The 14,019-nt window shown below is 65.6% G+C and carries 10 protein-coding genes; 5 read left to right on the top strand and 5 right to left on the bottom strand.

The genetic code is table 11. The features are described from left to right. Positions 1-15: 15 nt before the first annotated feature. Together WG923_RS29095 and WG923_RS29100 are read left to right on the top strand one after the other, a co-directional pair. Positions 16-996, top strand: coding sequence for a Bug family tripartite tricarboxylate transporter substrate binding protein (locus WG923_RS29095; RefSeq protein WP_340354532.1), 981 nt, complete (start codon positions 16-18; stop codon positions 994-996). 121 nt (positions 997-1,117) lie between these two features. Continuing rightward, positions 1,118-3,148: a hypothetical protein gene (locus tag WG923_RS29100; RefSeq protein ID WP_340354533.1), complete on the top strand. Its 2,031-nt coding sequence runs from the start codon at positions 1,118-1,120 to the stop codon at positions 3,146-3,148. 306 nt (positions 3,149-3,454) lie between these two features. On the opposite strand, the gene WG923_RS29105 is transcribed toward WG923_RS29100, so the two are convergent. Next, positions 3,455-3,868 carry a hypothetical protein gene (locus tag WG923_RS29105; protein WP_340354534.1) on the bottom strand — a complete coding sequence of 138 codons (414 nt, stop codon included), beginning with the start codon at positions 3,866-3,868 and terminating at the stop codon, positions 3,455-3,457. 591 nt (positions 3,869-4,459) lie between these two features. On the opposite strand from WG923_RS29105, the gene WG923_RS29110 reads away from it, so the two are divergent. Further along, complete coding sequence (locus WG923_RS29110; protein ID WP_340354535.1) at positions 4,460-6,340, top strand: ATP-dependent nuclease; 1,881 nt, start codon at positions 4,460-4,462, stop codon at positions 6,338-6,340. A gap of 438 nt (positions 6,341-6,778) precedes the next feature. Here WG923_RS29110 and WG923_RS29115 read toward each other — a convergent pair whose 3' ends face one another. Together WG923_RS29115 and WG923_RS29120 are read right to left on the bottom strand one after the other, a co-directional pair. Continuing rightward, positions 6,779-7,606, bottom strand: coding sequence for an SDR family NAD(P)-dependent oxidoreductase (locus WG923_RS29115; RefSeq protein WP_340354536.1), 828 nt, complete (start codon positions 7,604-7,606; stop codon positions 6,779-6,781). A 42-nt stretch (positions 7,607-7,648) separates the two neighbouring features. After that, positions 7,649-8,620, bottom strand: a complete 972-nt coding sequence (locus WG923_RS29120) for a zinc-dependent alcohol dehydrogenase family protein (RefSeq protein ID WP_445322996.1) — start codon at positions 8,618-8,620, stop codon at positions 7,649-7,651. 147 nt (positions 8,621-8,767) lie between these two features. On the opposite strand from WG923_RS29120, the gene WG923_RS29125 reads away from it, so the two are divergent. Next, entirely contained in the window at positions 8,768-9,616 is an 849-nt protein-coding gene (locus WG923_RS29125; RefSeq protein WP_340354537.1) for a LysR family transcriptional regulator, read from the top strand. A gap of 723 nt (positions 9,617-10,339) precedes the next feature. Continuing rightward, positions 10,340-12,136, top strand: a complete 1,797-nt coding sequence (locus WG923_RS29130; RefSeq protein ID WP_340354552.1) for a glutamine--tRNA ligase/YqeY domain fusion protein — start codon at positions 10,340-10,342, stop codon at positions 12,134-12,136. A gap of 52 nt (positions 12,137-12,188) precedes the next feature. On the opposite strand, the gene WG923_RS29135 is transcribed toward WG923_RS29130, so the two are convergent. Then, on the bottom strand, positions 12,189-12,707 hold the full coding sequence (locus WG923_RS29135; protein ID WP_340354553.1) for a DsbA family protein: 519 nt from the start codon (positions 12,705-12,707) through the stop codon (positions 12,189-12,191). 23 nt (positions 12,708-12,730) lie between these two features. Next, on the bottom strand, positions 12,731-14,017 hold the full coding sequence (locus tag WG923_RS29140) for an MFS transporter (protein ID WP_340354538.1): 1,287 nt from the start codon (positions 14,015-14,017) through the stop codon (positions 12,731-12,733). Positions 14,018-14,019: the final 2 nt, after the last annotated feature.

Consider the following 14,019-nt stretch of genomic DNA (forward strand, 5'->3'; position numbering starts at 1 on the left):
CACAAGGAGACAAGCATGCCGAACATCAGCCGCCGTCATCTGCTGGGCGCCGCCGCCGCCGCGGGCCTCGCGCCCCTCGGTCTTTCCGCCTTCGCGCAGGCCTGGCCCTCGCGCCCGATCAAGCTGGTCTGCCCCTATGCCGCGGGTGGGTCGAGCGACATCCTCACGCGCGTGCTGGGCGACTTCCTCTCGCACCGCGTGGGGCAGACCTTCGTCGTGGAGAACCGCGCCGGCGCCGGCACCCGCATCGCGAACGACTACGTGGCCAAGGCCGCGCCCGACGGCTACACGATCCTGCATGCGGCCGCGCCCATCGCCATCGGCGAGGCCCTGTACCCGAACCTGCCCTACGACCTGCGCAAGAGTTTCGAGCCGATCGTCAGCACCGCCATCGCGCCGCTGTTCCTCGTGGTGAACGCCGAAGCTCCGTACAAGACCGTGGCGGAGTTCGTGCAGTGGGGCAAGGCGAACGCGAAGGGCTTCACCTTCGGCTCGCCGGGTTCGGGCTCGGCCCCGCACCTGACGGCGGAGATGTTCATCCGTGCCACGCACGCGAAGGGGCTGGTGGCGCAGTTCAAGGGCGATGCACCCGCCTATACGGAACTGCTGGCCGGGCGCATCGATGCGACGCTGACGGCCATCTCCACCGCCGTTCCGCACATCCAGGCCGGCAAGCTGCGCGTGCTGGCGGTGGCGAACGAGGCGCGCACGCCGCTGCAGCCGGAAGTGCCGACCTTCCTGGAGTCGGGACTGAAGGATGTCGTGGGTTACGGGTGGTACGGACTGATGGCGCCTGCGGGCACTCCGGCCGCGGTGGTGCAGCGCCTGAACGCGGATGCCAACGCCGCGATCGCGGATCCCGAGGTGAAGAAGAAGGCCGAGGCGGCGGGCTTGCAGTTGCGGGGCGGCACGCCGGCGGCCTTCCGAAGCTTCCTGGACGCGGAGGCGAAGAAGTGGGGCCGGGTGATCAAGGAGGCGGGGATCACCGGGGAATAGGTTCAGGCGCTCTCCGCCGCCAGCCTGGTCGACGGCTTGTCATCCCCGGAAGCAGCGCGCGCCGCCGCCATCGGGCGCAGCCGAGCCGAGAGGGGGCGCCCTGTTGCTACAGTAGCAGCCGATGCATCGACTTGCGGCCGCCCTCCTGATCGCACTCGCACTGGGAGGGCCTGCGCGGGCGCAAACGCAGGACCGGCCGCCACTGCCGGAGCTGCTGCAACGGGCGGGCGCGGCGGCGAGCCGCGGCGCCCCCGACCTGTCGGGGCTCGACGCATCCCCGACACGGGGCCAGCAGTTGCCGTTCTTTCGGGCGGTGATGGCCGCGCCGCTGGATGGGCCGTACCGTGTGGGCGTGCTGGGAGATGGCGTCCGTGGCGCGTCCGGATCGCCGCATGAACTGGTCGGCCTGGCAGGGGCGCTCTCGGGCGTCCGGCTTCGCCGTCCCGCCGCTTCCGCCATGGCCGCCATCGAAGCGCAGCTGCGCACGGCGCCTGACCCACTCGCGGCTGGCCTGGCGTGGATGGCATCGACGAAAGCCGGCGCGGGCTGGGTGCCGGCGCTGCCCGACCAGGCGCAACTGCCCAACCCGTTGCGCTACGAGCTCGCGATCGTTCTCGCGGCCATGTCGCAATCGCACCAGTTCCTGCAACGCGCGTTCGAGCGCTTTCCCGCCGGCGTGACGCCGCAGTTGCTGCGCCGGCAGGCGTTCGAAGGCCGGTTCTCCCCGTTCGAGACACCGGACTATCGGCAGCTGCTGCCGCTGGTCGAGCGCGAAGCCGTCGTCGCCGGCATGCTCGATCTGGTTGCGGCCGTCGACCGCCTGCAGGCTTTCGTGAAGAACGAAGCGGCGCTGCCCCCGGTTGCGTGGTCGCTGCAGACGCCTTTCGGCTGGATCGTCGTCGACACCACCGGCCGCAACAACCGCCACCAGCTGAAGGATCCGCTGCTGGTGCTGGATGTCGGCGGCGACGACGAGTACGAGTTCCTGGCGCCGAGCGACACGCACACGATCAGCGTAGTCCTGGACCACCGCGGCAACGACAGGTATGCGACGACGGCGCCCGGCGCGGACCCATCGGGCGCGACGCTCGGCTACGGCATCCTCTGGGATACCGAAGGCGACGACCGCTACCAGGGAACGCAACAAGCGCAGGCTTCCGCGCTCTTCGGCGCAGCGTTGCTGGTCGATGGCGGCGGCAGCAACCGCTTCGTGGCGGGCAGCCGTTCGCAGGCGCACGCGATCGGTGGCGTCGCGGTCCTGGCCAGTGGGGGCGGCGACGACCAGTACACCGCACAAACCTATTCGCAGGCCACGGGCGGCCCGGGGGGCGTCGCGGTGCTGGTGGACACCGGCGGCAACGATCGCTACACGCTGACCGACGTGCCGCTGGTGCGGCCTTCCCCGCAGCTGCCGGACCGCAACACGTCGATGGGGCAAGGCGCCGGCTACGGAGAGCGCGGAGTCTTCCTCGACGGCCGCTCCACTGCCGGAGGGATCGGCATGCTGGTGGACCTGGCGGGGAACGATCGCTATGAGGCACAGGTCTTCGCGCAGGGCGTCGGCTACCACGAGGGCCTGGGCATGCTGCTGGACGACGGCGGCAGCGACCGCTTCGAAGCGGCCTGGTACGCGATGGGCGCAGGGGTCCACGACGCCGCGGGGGTCCTGCTCAAGCGCGGCGTCGGCAACGACGTCTATCGTTCCACCCACGAGATGGCGCTGGGCTCCGGGAACGACCTGTCCGTCGGCGTGTTCGTCGACGAGGGCGGGGACGACGAGTACACCGTCGGCCAGCTGGGCCTGGGGCACGCGCACGCGAACAGCACCGGCATCTTCGTCGACGCCGCGGGGAACGATCGCTACACCGTGATGTCGGCAACATGCCGCGCGCTGGGCGTCGCCTTCCTGGACGAGTGGGGCACGCGGCGCGAGACCTTGCCGAGCCTCGGGCTCTTCATGGATCTGGGCGGTGTCGACAGCTACCCGGCGCATTGCGTGCGCGCGGCGAACGACAAGCTCTGGACCGGTCCCCGCGTGTGGCCGCAGCTCGATCTGCGCAGCGAGGCCGCCGCTGGAATCGACGGTGAATGGCCGCTTCCGTTCGCGCTGCGCCTGCTGACACGGCCGGCGAGTCCTGCGGCGCCCCGGTGAGGACCCAGGGGCCGGGATCCCTCGCTTGGTCCGCGCGTCTGCGGAGGCAAACGTGTTGCGCACGCGACCCTGAGGGGAGCCGCGGCCGCCGAAAACGGCCGATGGCAGCGCGCGACTTCACCAGCATTTCAGAACGATGGCGTCTGGCCGTGAGCAGCCTATGTGCAGACGTGCAGAATGTCAGTCGCATATCGACATGACGTTTCATCAGGCCGTCGACGCCATGCGGCGTTACTGGGATCTGGCTTTGTCGGGCAAAGCGGCGGAGCGACTTGGACCACAAGCTGAAGCAGCCACTGTCTAGTGCTAGAACGACAGGTACCAGCGTCCCCCGGTTCGCACAAAGCGAACGTCCAGGGCACGATGACTTTCCGGTGAGAGTCTTCGCACCATGGTGCATTTGGCGAACACGCTGAATTGGTACGCGCATTCGCCCACGTGAACGACGTCGGCAAGCGTATTCTGCATCCCTCGTACACCTTGGGCACGGAGCGCCGGCACGGCCTCGGAGTGCGGCTCGATGTAGCCCAGCGCCTGTTCCAAGTTTCCCTGGGCTATTGCGACGACGAAGTTATCCCAGACCTGCCGGATGTCCTGCGGCGCGGCCATCTTTTCCTGTTCCGTCAGCTCATCCAGGCCGGCCGAAGCAGCATGAGGCAGCCACGCCAGCAACGCAAAGAACAAGGCAATCCGACACGGGTGTAAACGCGACTTGGTCAAGCCGGCTCCTCGTGGAATGAGGTATTGGTGCGAGGCAGCCCGCAACGACGGAACGGTAGCTGACTCAGCCGGGCTCGGGGAACTGGGGCAATCCCGTGCGAAGCGACGAAGCACGCAGCACAGGCTGGACCAGGCCGGAAGTGGACTTCCCGCCCGCTTGCAACTGGGGCAGCAACGGCCTCTGACTGCCGCTCCTGAAGAACGACTGCTTTGCAGCGGTTGCGGAAGGTCGCCCGTGGGGCGCCGAGTTCACGGTTCCGGCCTCAATGCGGTCATTGGGCCACCCCGACCTACAAAGGCGCGAACGCCGGGGACGGGTCGGAAGCAGCCATAGACGGGTGGGTCCATTGAGCGGCGGCGACGTGTTCAGCGCTGTCCGTCCATCGGCAGCCTGCAGGACGCGAGTACGAACGACCGTTGCTGAGAGCGTCTTGAAACGACTGCACCCACTTCCCTTGAGTTTCGGCAGAAACGCGTACGTGTAATCACGGGTGACGCAGGCTTCACCGCGTCATGAGTTTGTCGCAGAGCAACTTGCTCGCTGACTCCTGTTAATCTCCAGTCCACAGAGTCTAGAGCAGGAGAGGGGCGATGATTGAGCACGCAATTCAGTTCGCGTTACCGGCACCGTGGAAAGGCCAAACGTTCTCGATCCGCGGCTTCAATGACGTCAACTTCTTAGTGGGCCCTAACGGTACGGGGAAGTCGGTATTTGCACGTTTGCTCAGGGACCACCTCCCAAACTCGCGGCTCTTGGCGACCGACCGCCTGAGTGGGATGGAATCTGCGAGCTACAGGCATCTCTACGGGGACAACTGGAGAGAAGGATTTCAAAAGAATCAGTTCGAGAACTTGAAGGGGGTAGGCCGGCAGCAAGGCCTTGGGATTGACGCCCTGATCCTCCTTGAGGAGAGACTAGATCTTCGTGTGCAGGTCGAGGCCACTCTGAGCCACCTCTTCAATCGAAAAATACGGTTGGAATGGAATTCGGGCCATCTGGTGCCATACGCAACGCTTGGCTCCGCCGGAACACCTTACCGGTTGGACCGCGAAGAATGCCACGGCATCAAGGAGCTTCTAGTCCTTCTCACTCACCTGTATGACGAAGCGAACCCTTATCTGATAGTTGACGAGCCAGAACTCAACCTACACCCCCAGTACCAGTCCTTCTTGATGCAAGAAGTCCGGCGAGTTGCGGGTAATCCAAAAACGCAACCGGGAAAGAAAGCTGTTTTTCTGGTCACCCACTCGCCCTTCATTCTCGATTTCCGGTCGATCGACGACGTGAAGGCCATCATCAGCTTCTCCCAGCAGCTCGAATCGCCCATTGCACTTGCCAACTTGAATGAGGAACAGGAGCGTCGCGTCGCGGCAATAGTTCCCAGACTAAACGCGCAGCACAAGCAGTTCTTCTTCTCCGACAATCCAATCTTTGTGGAAGGAATCATCGATGCACAACTTGTCGAGACCATCCAAGAGGCGAGGGGAGTATCTGTGGCGGGAGCTGGCAGCTGCGTTATTGCCGCTGGTGGGTGCGAGGAAGTCAATCAATACCTGACACTGTCCCTTGCGCTCAAGAAGAACTCGCACTTCTTGTATGACCTAGACAGCCTGTTCTTTGGCAGCCTCAAAGGATGCCTGAAGAGCGACGGAACGGTGCAAAGCTTCCTAGCGCGAGCAGGAGTCGGACACGACCTCGCCAGGTATGCTGGCCAGCTTGAGGGTCGCCTAACAGAGTTGGTCGACCGCTTGCTCGGCGCCGTAGCTGAAGAACATGCATTGCATGCGCTAAGCGCGTCGCTTTCCGCGCTGGGGCCGCGACGGGATTGGAACGGCAAGGCCCACGCTAGGGCTCGGGTTGCCCTTCTCGTCGCTCTGAACCGGGAGCGGGCTGCCTTTCTCTCCTTTTTCGGAGCCGCAGATACGGCGGATGTCGAAGGGCGACTAAAGCTCATTTGCGAGACTCTCAAGAGTCGGAGCGTTCTGCTGTTGCCGGGCGGGACACTTGAGCACTATCTACCTTCCTTCGCTGGCAATCCCTACGACATTTCAGACGAATCCAAGAAGAGTGCCTTGGCATCTGAGCTCGAAGCCCTGTCCAGGCCAACAACTCGCGATGAATTGAGAGCGCGGTACGGACAGCTCTTTGAGCTCATCGAGCTCTTGCCGGGGAGGCAACTCGTCGACGCGGGGCCAGTTCTGCGAGACTACTTGAGCGACTACATTCATGATCTCCAAGGCGCGATTCAGAGCAATCCGGATATAAGCGTGCCGGAGTTGCAGGCGCACATGGCTCAGAAGCAAAAGGCCATGACCACCGTGTTTCACGTAACCAACTACGTTCGGCGCGAGGGGGGCTCATTTTGTGTCACCGTAACTGTTGAACCTTTGTTGGGGCACTCTGAACGGCGGGTGGACGTAACCGAGCATACAAATGCCGGAATGCGGCAGTTCACGCTGTTAGACGTGTGACCCGCATGCAGTTCCATCCCGCCATGCGCGTATGGCAGGCCAGATCCCAAGAAGGCCGCCCTTCTTAGACTGCGCAGGTCGCGCCCGTTCGCCGCGAATGGCAGCTCCCGGCTAATCGCGATCAGTCACTGCGCACATTGGCCAATGTCAGATATCTGTGATCGCCGACATTTGGCGGCCCCACCTTGACCGACCGCCCCCAGTCTGCAGCGGTCATTCACCGACGCTGCATGCGATCCATTGGCGCTATAGAAGCGTGATGCTGCTCCTGCCCGCAGCAGGTTGACCCAGGCGGACCGTCGCTGAAGTCCTGGCTTCTCAGAGGCGGATTTCGATTCTCGTGCGCCGACCCATCGGGTCAATCTTCAACGTGCATGGTTGGGAAAACGGATCAAGGCCGCCGTCGATGCATGGACTTGGCCCATGCACTGGATGTGCTCAATCCGCCTTCCGACTCAGCCAGCCCCACTCCCGGTCTGATTCGGCCTGTGCACGACCCGCGTCGACGCCCTGCGACAGCACAGCGCTTCCGGCGAGCAGGCGAACCGGCGGGTTCTCCAATTCCGAGATCGAGAGGACCAGGGCCGCCACGCGCGCAGGATCCGCGTAGTCGTCCGCATATCCGTCAGCACTCATCATCGCGATGACTGCGCCTGCCGTACCCGCATACGGAGGGCTCGAGGGAAACATGGTGACCGAGGAGTCCTTCGCGAAGTCAGTCTTCATGCCACCCGGCTCGACCGCCGTGACATGGATGCCCAGCGGCGCGACTTCCAGCGCCAGGGACGCCACGAACCCGGACAGCGCCCATTTCGTTGCGTAGTACGCGGCGGCGCCCGGGGTCGCGATTCGCGCGCCGATGGACGATATCTGGATCACGTGACCCGATCCTTGTGCGCGCAGGGCCGGCAACGCTGCCTTGATCAAGTGCACGCTTCCCATGAAGTTCGTCGCGAACTGTGCCTCGATCGCGGCCGGCGGCATGTCCTCCACCGCCCCCACGTTCGCAAAGCCAGCGTTGTTGACCACGACGTCGAGCCGGCCGAAGCGAGCCACGCCGTCCGCGACGGCGCGCTGCGCGGCGGCGTAGTCGGTCACGTCGAGGGCGACCGGCAGGACGCGACCGCCATACTGCTCCACGAGGTCCTGGAGCCTCCTGGGGTCGCGGGCGGTCGCGACCAATTGGTGCCCTGCTTCGAGGACGGCGAGAGCGATGCTGCGGCCCAGGCCGCGCGAGCTGCCCGTCAGGATGAATGTCTTTGGCATGGGGTCTCCCGGTTGAATGGGATGGGGGACGTGGGGTGCTGTTCAGGGCAGGACATCGACCACGACCTTGCCCCGCGCACTGCCGGCGGCGACCCTCGCATGTGCAGCGTCGACGGCATCGAGTGCGAAACGCGCCGGATCGAGCAGCGGCTTGAGCAGTCCGGCTTCGGCCAGCGCGGTGGCCTCCGCCAGGATCTCCCCGTGGTGCTCGCGGAGCTCGCCGGTCAGGATCGGAAGAAGAGTAAAGACGCCCGAGTACGTCGCTCCGCGGAACGAGAGCGGCGCCAGACTGTGCGTGCCCCATCCGAGGGACGTCAGCACGTGCCCCGTATAGCGTCGCGCAGCCGCAAACGACGCATCGAGCACCGGCCCCCCCACCGTGTCGAAGACGACATCGAACCCCTGGCCCCCGGTGTAGCGATCTACATACGTCTCGACCGGTGTCGTCTCGAAATCGATCGGCGTGGCGCCGATGGAGCGGATGTAGTCCGCCTGGGACGCAGTGCCTGTCGCGAAGACCTCGGCGCCGCGAGCGCGTGCCAGTTGCACGGCAACGTGCCCCACGCCACCGGCGCCGCCATGCACCAGCACTTTCTGGCCGCTGCGTACATTGGCGCGGTCGACGAGCCCTTCCCAGGCAGTGATGAACACCAGCGGCAGGGCAGCAGCCTCGCGCATCGTGAGGTTGTCGGGCTTGCGCGCAATGAGCTTCGCGTCGACGGCCGCGTATTCCGCGAGGCTGCCTTGCACCCCGCCTATGCCGCCGGTGAAGCCGTAGACCTCGTCGCCCACATGGAAGGACGCCACGCTCTCCCCAATGGCCTCGACGGTACCGGCAAGGTCCATGCCGAGGACGCCCGGGAGCGGATGGCGAGCATGCGCGGCCCGGCCGGCCCGGATCTTCGTGTCGAGCGGATTGACGCCGCTCGCATGGATGCGGACCAGGACTTCGCCCGCCCGCGGCACGGGCTTGGGCAGGGAGTTCTCGGAAAAGGGCGCGTTGGGTTCCGGCATCAACATGGCGCGCATCGTTGGGGCATGAAGGGCGGGCATGGACATTCCTCGTTTGCAGGTGAAGGTGCGCCAGTGTTGATCATTCGAAGTTGCATGGGAATTCACGAAAATGCAGGCATGCCATTCATTTTTGTATGATCGCCGCCCATGAACTGGGATGATGTGCGTGTGTTCCTGGCCATCGCCCGGGCCGGGACGCTGAGTGCGGCGGCACGCGCGCTCGGCCAGAGCCAGCCGACGATGGGCCGGCGCCTCAATGCGCTGGAGGCGTCGTTGGGACAGGCCCTGTTCCAGCGAACGGCAGAAGGCTTCGTGCTGACCGACGAGGGAGCCTCGGTCCTGGCGGACGCGGAGCGGATGGAAGCGGATGCGCTCTCGTTCTCGAGGCAACTCGAGGGCGCCGACTCCCACCTGGAAGGCATGTTGCGCGTGTCGGCCTCGGACTGGTTCGGCCTGCACGCGATCGCACCGGTATGCGCGGAGCTCACGGCGGTCCATCCCCGCATCACCGTCGAACTGCTCACGGACGCCCGGCTCTTCAGCCTTGCGCGTCGTGAGGCCGACCTGGCGGCGCGCATCGTGCCGTTCGACGAGCCCGATGTCATCCAGCGGCGCCTCATGCACGTGTCCTATGCCCTCTATGCGTCGATCAGTGGCGCGCCCCTGCCGGACCAGGAGCCGCGGCTCGTGACCATGGACGTGGGGTTCAGCGAGATGCCCGACGCGGTCTGGCTGCGCAGCCGTTACCCGCGCGGACGTGTGGCATTTCGCAGCAACAGCAGGCACGTGCAGGCCGTGGCCTGCGCTGCAGGTGCCGGTGTGGCGGTGCTTCCCTGCTTGCTGGGCGACTCCCATCCCGGGCTGCGCCGTGTGAATGTGGATTCGCCCCCACCCGGGCGCGACGTGTGGCTGGGGTATCACCGCGATCTGCGACGGCTTCCCAGACTTCGGGCATTGATGGAGCTGCTGATCGAGCGGCTCGGACAGCCAACTTGATGCGGCAGCGTGCGCAAGGCCGGCACCGCTGCGTCGCACATCGGGTCACGTGACGGTTCGGGTTTCATGCGGGTTCAGGTGGCTTCAGACCCGGCGGCGATAGCTGCCGCGGCGCACGCGTGCGAAGACCCTTGCCGGCGCAAGCGCCAAAACGCCTGGTGAACGGCGGCGTCATTGAATTCGCTCGTGGACTCGATTGGGCGAATCACGACGTCGGCCGGCAGTTGCGAGATCTCCGCGCGAATTGCTCGCGAAATCCTCGCTTCCAGCAAGGGGCCGACATCGGCACGTGCACTGATGACCATCATCCGCCCCCCGCGCCAGGCGTCGAGACCGGCGCCATCACACACACCACGCTCCGGGCATGACGGGCCTCGAGCGACGCGGAACGGATGCCGCGATCAAGGGCTCGACGTCCGTCACCGCACACCTCTTCGCGAACCCGCGAGACGCCCCGCACGGCAATCGGCGTGTCCGAGCGTCCGGATTCGGCATCCCGTCGTCGCGCCATCATCGTCACGGGCCAGAGACCGACGAATTCTGGGAATGTGCGCGCTACATTGCCCCCAAACACGACGGAGTTCACAGCTTGCAGCACGAAGATTGGGACGCGATGGTGATCGGGGCGGGTCAAGCCGGGCCTGCCCTGGCAATCAGCGAACTCGTCCCGACGCTCTTGCAGGAGCCAGGCCCTCCTGCGTGTCCTTCCTCCAAGGCCCTGCGATGCGTCGAGTAACAACGGCGCCGCGATCGCCCGCGCCGGCTGCGTCCGGAAACTTCCTTCGCCAGGCGATCGGCCACGACATTGCTGCCGCCACCTACTCCTCCCGGCGCTGGGGCGGCAGCCCTGGAGACGCCCGCCATCATGCCGGCGGCCCGCCGGACTGGGCACCGATTCGCACCCGCTTCCCACCGGAGCCCAACGGCTACCTGCACATCGGCCACGCCAAGAGCATCAGCGTGAATTTCGGCCTGGCCCGGGATTACGGGGGCGCCTGCCACCTGCGCCTGGACGACACGAATCCAGAGAAAGAAGGGCTCGAGTACGTCGAGAGCATCCAGGAGACCGTACGGTGGCTGGGTTTCGACTGGGAACAACACGGCATCCGCCACCTGTACCAGGCCAGCGACTCCTTCGACTTCATGTACCGCGCGGCTGAATACCTCATCGAGGCAGGCCTCGCGTACGTCGATGAACAGAGTGCGGAGCAGCTGCGCATCAACCGCGGGGATTTCGGCCGCCCCGGTGTCGACAGCCCCTTCCGGGACCGCAGCCCTGCGGTCAACCTGCACCGCTTTCGCGAAATGCGAGACGGAAAGCTGGCGGAAGGAGCAGCAATCCTGCGCGCCAGGATCGACATGGCAAGCCCCAACATCAACCTGCGCGATCCGGCCCTGTACCGGATCAAGTACGCGCGCCACCACAACACCGGCGATCGGTGGTGCATCTACCCGATGTACACCTTCGCGCATCCCATCGAAGACGCGCTGGAGAACATCACCCACAGCATTGCCACGCTGGAATTCGAGGACCAGCGGCCGTTTTACGACTGGCTCCTGTCCCACCTGGCACAAGGAGGGCTCATCAACACACCGGCCCCGCGCCAATACGAGTTCGCGCGCCTGAAACTGACCCATGTGGTGACCAGCAAGCGCAAGCTCAGGCAGCTGGTGAACGAAGGTCACGTCGATGGTTGGGACGACCCACGGATGCCCACGATCGTGGGTTTGCGGCGCCGCGGCTACACACCAGGGGCGCTTCTCCTTTTTGCGGAACGCGTGGGTGTGAGCAAGGCCGACAGCTGGATCGACTACGCCGTCCTCGAAGGTGCCTTGCGAGACGACCTGGAACCCGTTGCCGCCCGTGCCATGGCAGTCCTGGACCCCGTGCGTCTGGTCATCACCAACTGGGACCAGGTCATGGGCACGGGCCATCTGGAACGCTGCTCGGCGCCGGTCCACCCCCGGGTACCCGAACGCGGCGAGCGCAGCTTCTCGTTCGGGCGCGACCTGTGGGTCGAGCGGGCGGATTACGCCGAATCGCCGGGTCCCGGCTTCTTCCGCCTGTTCCCGGGCAACCTCGTGCGGCTGAAGTTCGGCTACGTGGTGCGATGCACGGGCGCTGTCAGAACCAGCAGCGGAGAACTGGCGGAGATCCACGCCGAGGTGCTCCCGGAGACAAGAAGCGGCACGCCAGGTGCAGCTGCCGTGAAGGTGAAAGGGACCATCACCTGGGTGGGCGCCGCCGATTGCCTGCAGGCGGAAGTGCGCCTCTATGGCCACCTGTTCAAGGTGGCGGAACCCGGCGCGGGCGAAGAGTCCTTCCTGGGCGAGATCAATCCCGCCAGCGTCCAGCGTGTCACTGCCTGCGTGGAGCGGACCCTTGGCCACGCGCAGGCCGACGAGCGCTTCCAGTTCGAGCGACTGGGCTACTTCGTGGCGGACAGGAAGGATCATCAGCCAGGTGAAGGCAAACTCGTCTTCAACAGGATCACCACCCTGAAAGAGTCATTCACCTGACCGAGGCGAGCCCGAGCCCCGTCACACCCGGGCGCCATGCGGATCGCCGCCCCTACTTCTCCGCGCCGCCTTTGACCTGAAGCACGCCTTCCCGTAGAGCGTCGCGCAGGTGATGCAATCCATAGGACGTGTCGACGAACTTGCCATCGAGGTAGAAAGCCGGGGTGCCGCGCACACCGCGGATGCGACCGGCTTCCACGTCTTGCAGGACACGCGCCCGGTGGACATGCAATTCGAGATCGCGATGGAACCGGGACATATCCAGGCCGAGACGCCGTGCAAAGCCGGCCAGAACTCTCCCATCGAGCTCGCCTGTTCGGCCGAAGAGGAGATCGTGGAACTCCCAGAACTTGCCCTGGACACCGGCAGCTTCGGCCGCCTCGGCGGCAATCTGGGTATAGGGATGGACCGGAAAGTGCCGGTAGACCAGCCGGATGGAGGCCTCCTTGCCGGCCAGGAGCTTTCCGAGGATGGGAAAGGCTCGCCTGCAATACGCACACTCGAAATCCCCGAACTCCTCGAGCACCAACGCTGCATCGGGCGCGCCCTTCGCGTGTTCTCCCGTCGTCATGTGAACCACGTCATCTCCTCCATTCATGACGTTCCATGCACAGGTGAACCGCTGGCGCTCGATCCGTCGCAGGTGGCGTTCCCGCTCCTATCGGTGTGCGGATTGCGTGCGCCGAAGACAGTGAACACGGTGGCGACGAAGGCAAGCCCGCCGTATCCGAAGGCGATCTGCGGCAGCGAGAAGATCTCCGACAGCCGGCCCGAGACGAGGCTGGGGAAGGCGGCGCCACCGTAGCAGAGCAGATAGATCGCGGTGAAGATCGGCGCGCGCTCGGCGACGGTCCCGCGATCGAGCAGCCCGCGGGTGGCCGCGCTGATGGCGATGCCCTGCCCGGCGCCCGCGCCGATGGTTCCGATGATGAACAACGCCAGTGTGCCGGCGGCGATCGCCGTGACGATGCCGATCATTCCAGCCAGGAAGATGATCATGCCGACGCGCTGGGCGATGGCGGATGTGAAGCGGCCGCCGATGGGAGCGCCGAGAACGCTGGGGGTCATGTAGGCGGCGAACACCAGCCCGAGGACCAGCGGGCTGCGGGTGTGGAGTTGGTCCTTGACCAGCGCAGGCACGAACGCCTGGTAGAAGGCTCCCGTCGCCCACGTGGCGAGGAACACCGCCGCCGCGACGGGGAGCAGGTGCCTGACGCGGGACGGTACGCGGAGTTGCGGTACGAGGGAGCGCCAGGCACCCGGCGTCGGCCTTGCGGTTTCCGGGCTGATGGCGATGAGACCCGCGGACAGCAACAGGAGGCCGACGCAAACGAGGTAGATGAGGTCGCGCGGCCAGGGGCCGAACTGGACCAGGGCGCCGGAGACGATGGCGCCGACCGTGAGCCCGAGCATCGGTCCCTGGCTGGATGCGACGGAGGCCAACCACTTCGGCTTGGCGGGTGCGGCATCGACGATGTAGGAAGTCAGGCTGCTGCTGGCCAGCCCGGTACCGATGCCGACCACGAGCCGACCGGCCAGCAGGGTGGCGATGTCGTGCACGTACAGCAACGGCAGGCAGCCCAGGAGGATCATGCCGAGGCTGGCGAGCGCAGTGGGCCGGCGGCCCAGATGATTGGACAGCCGTCCCACCAGAAGGAGTGCGGCAATGGTTCCGGCGGAGTAGGCGACGATGGCCATGGAGATGCCGGCGTTGGTGAAGCCGTCCTCCGCCCGGTAGATGTTGTACAGGGGGATCGGAGCCGCCGCCGCGGCAAACGCGGCCACCAGGGACACGACCGCAGAGAAGAATGCCAGCCGGAGCTTGTCGCCCTGGCGGGGCTTGTGGATCACGGGTGCCACGTATTGCATCGCGTCGTGCATCC

The organism is Ramlibacter sp. AN1133 (genome assembly GCF_037890035.1).
GTDB lineage: Bacteria > Pseudomonadota > Gammaproteobacteria > Burkholderiales > Burkholderiaceae_C > Ramlibacter.

What these genes read in the sequence shown, in the direction of transcription:
- WG923_RS29095 (WP_340354532.1), top strand. Translation starts at nt 16, where the DNA reads ATGCCGAACATCAGCCGCCGTCATCTGCTGGGCGCCGCCGCCGCCGCG.
- WG923_RS29100 (WP_340354533.1), top strand. Translation starts at nt 1,118, where the DNA reads ATGCATCGACTTGCGGCCGCCCTCCTGATCGCACTCGCACTGGGAGGG.
- WG923_RS29125 (WP_340354537.1), top strand. Translation starts at nt 8,768, where the DNA reads ATGAACTGGGATGATGTGCGTGTGTTCCTGGCCATCGCCCGGGCCGGG.
- WG923_RS29135 (WP_340354553.1), bottom strand. Translation starts at nt 12,707, where the DNA reads ATGACGACGGGAGAACACGCGAAGGGCGCGCCCGATGCAGCGTTGGTG.
- WG923_RS29115 (WP_340354536.1), bottom strand. Translation starts at nt 7,606, where the DNA reads ATGCCAAAGACATTCATCCTGACGGGCAGCTCGCGCGGCCTGGGCCGC.
- WG923_RS29140 (WP_340354538.1), bottom strand. Translation starts at nt 14,017, where the DNA reads ATGCACGACGCGATGCAATACGTGGCACCCGTGATCCACAAGCCCCGC.
- WG923_RS29120 (WP_445322996.1), bottom strand. Translation starts at nt 8,620, where the DNA reads ATGCCGGAACCCAACGCGCCCTTTTCCGAGAACTCCCTGCCCAAGCCC.
- WG923_RS29110 (WP_340354535.1), top strand. Translation starts at nt 4,460, where the DNA reads ATGATTGAGCACGCAATTCAGTTCGCGTTACCGGCACCGTGGAAAGGC.
- WG923_RS29130 (WP_340354552.1), top strand. Translation starts at nt 10,340, where the DNA reads ATGCGTCGAGTAACAACGGCGCCGCGATCGCCCGCGCCGGCTGCGTCC.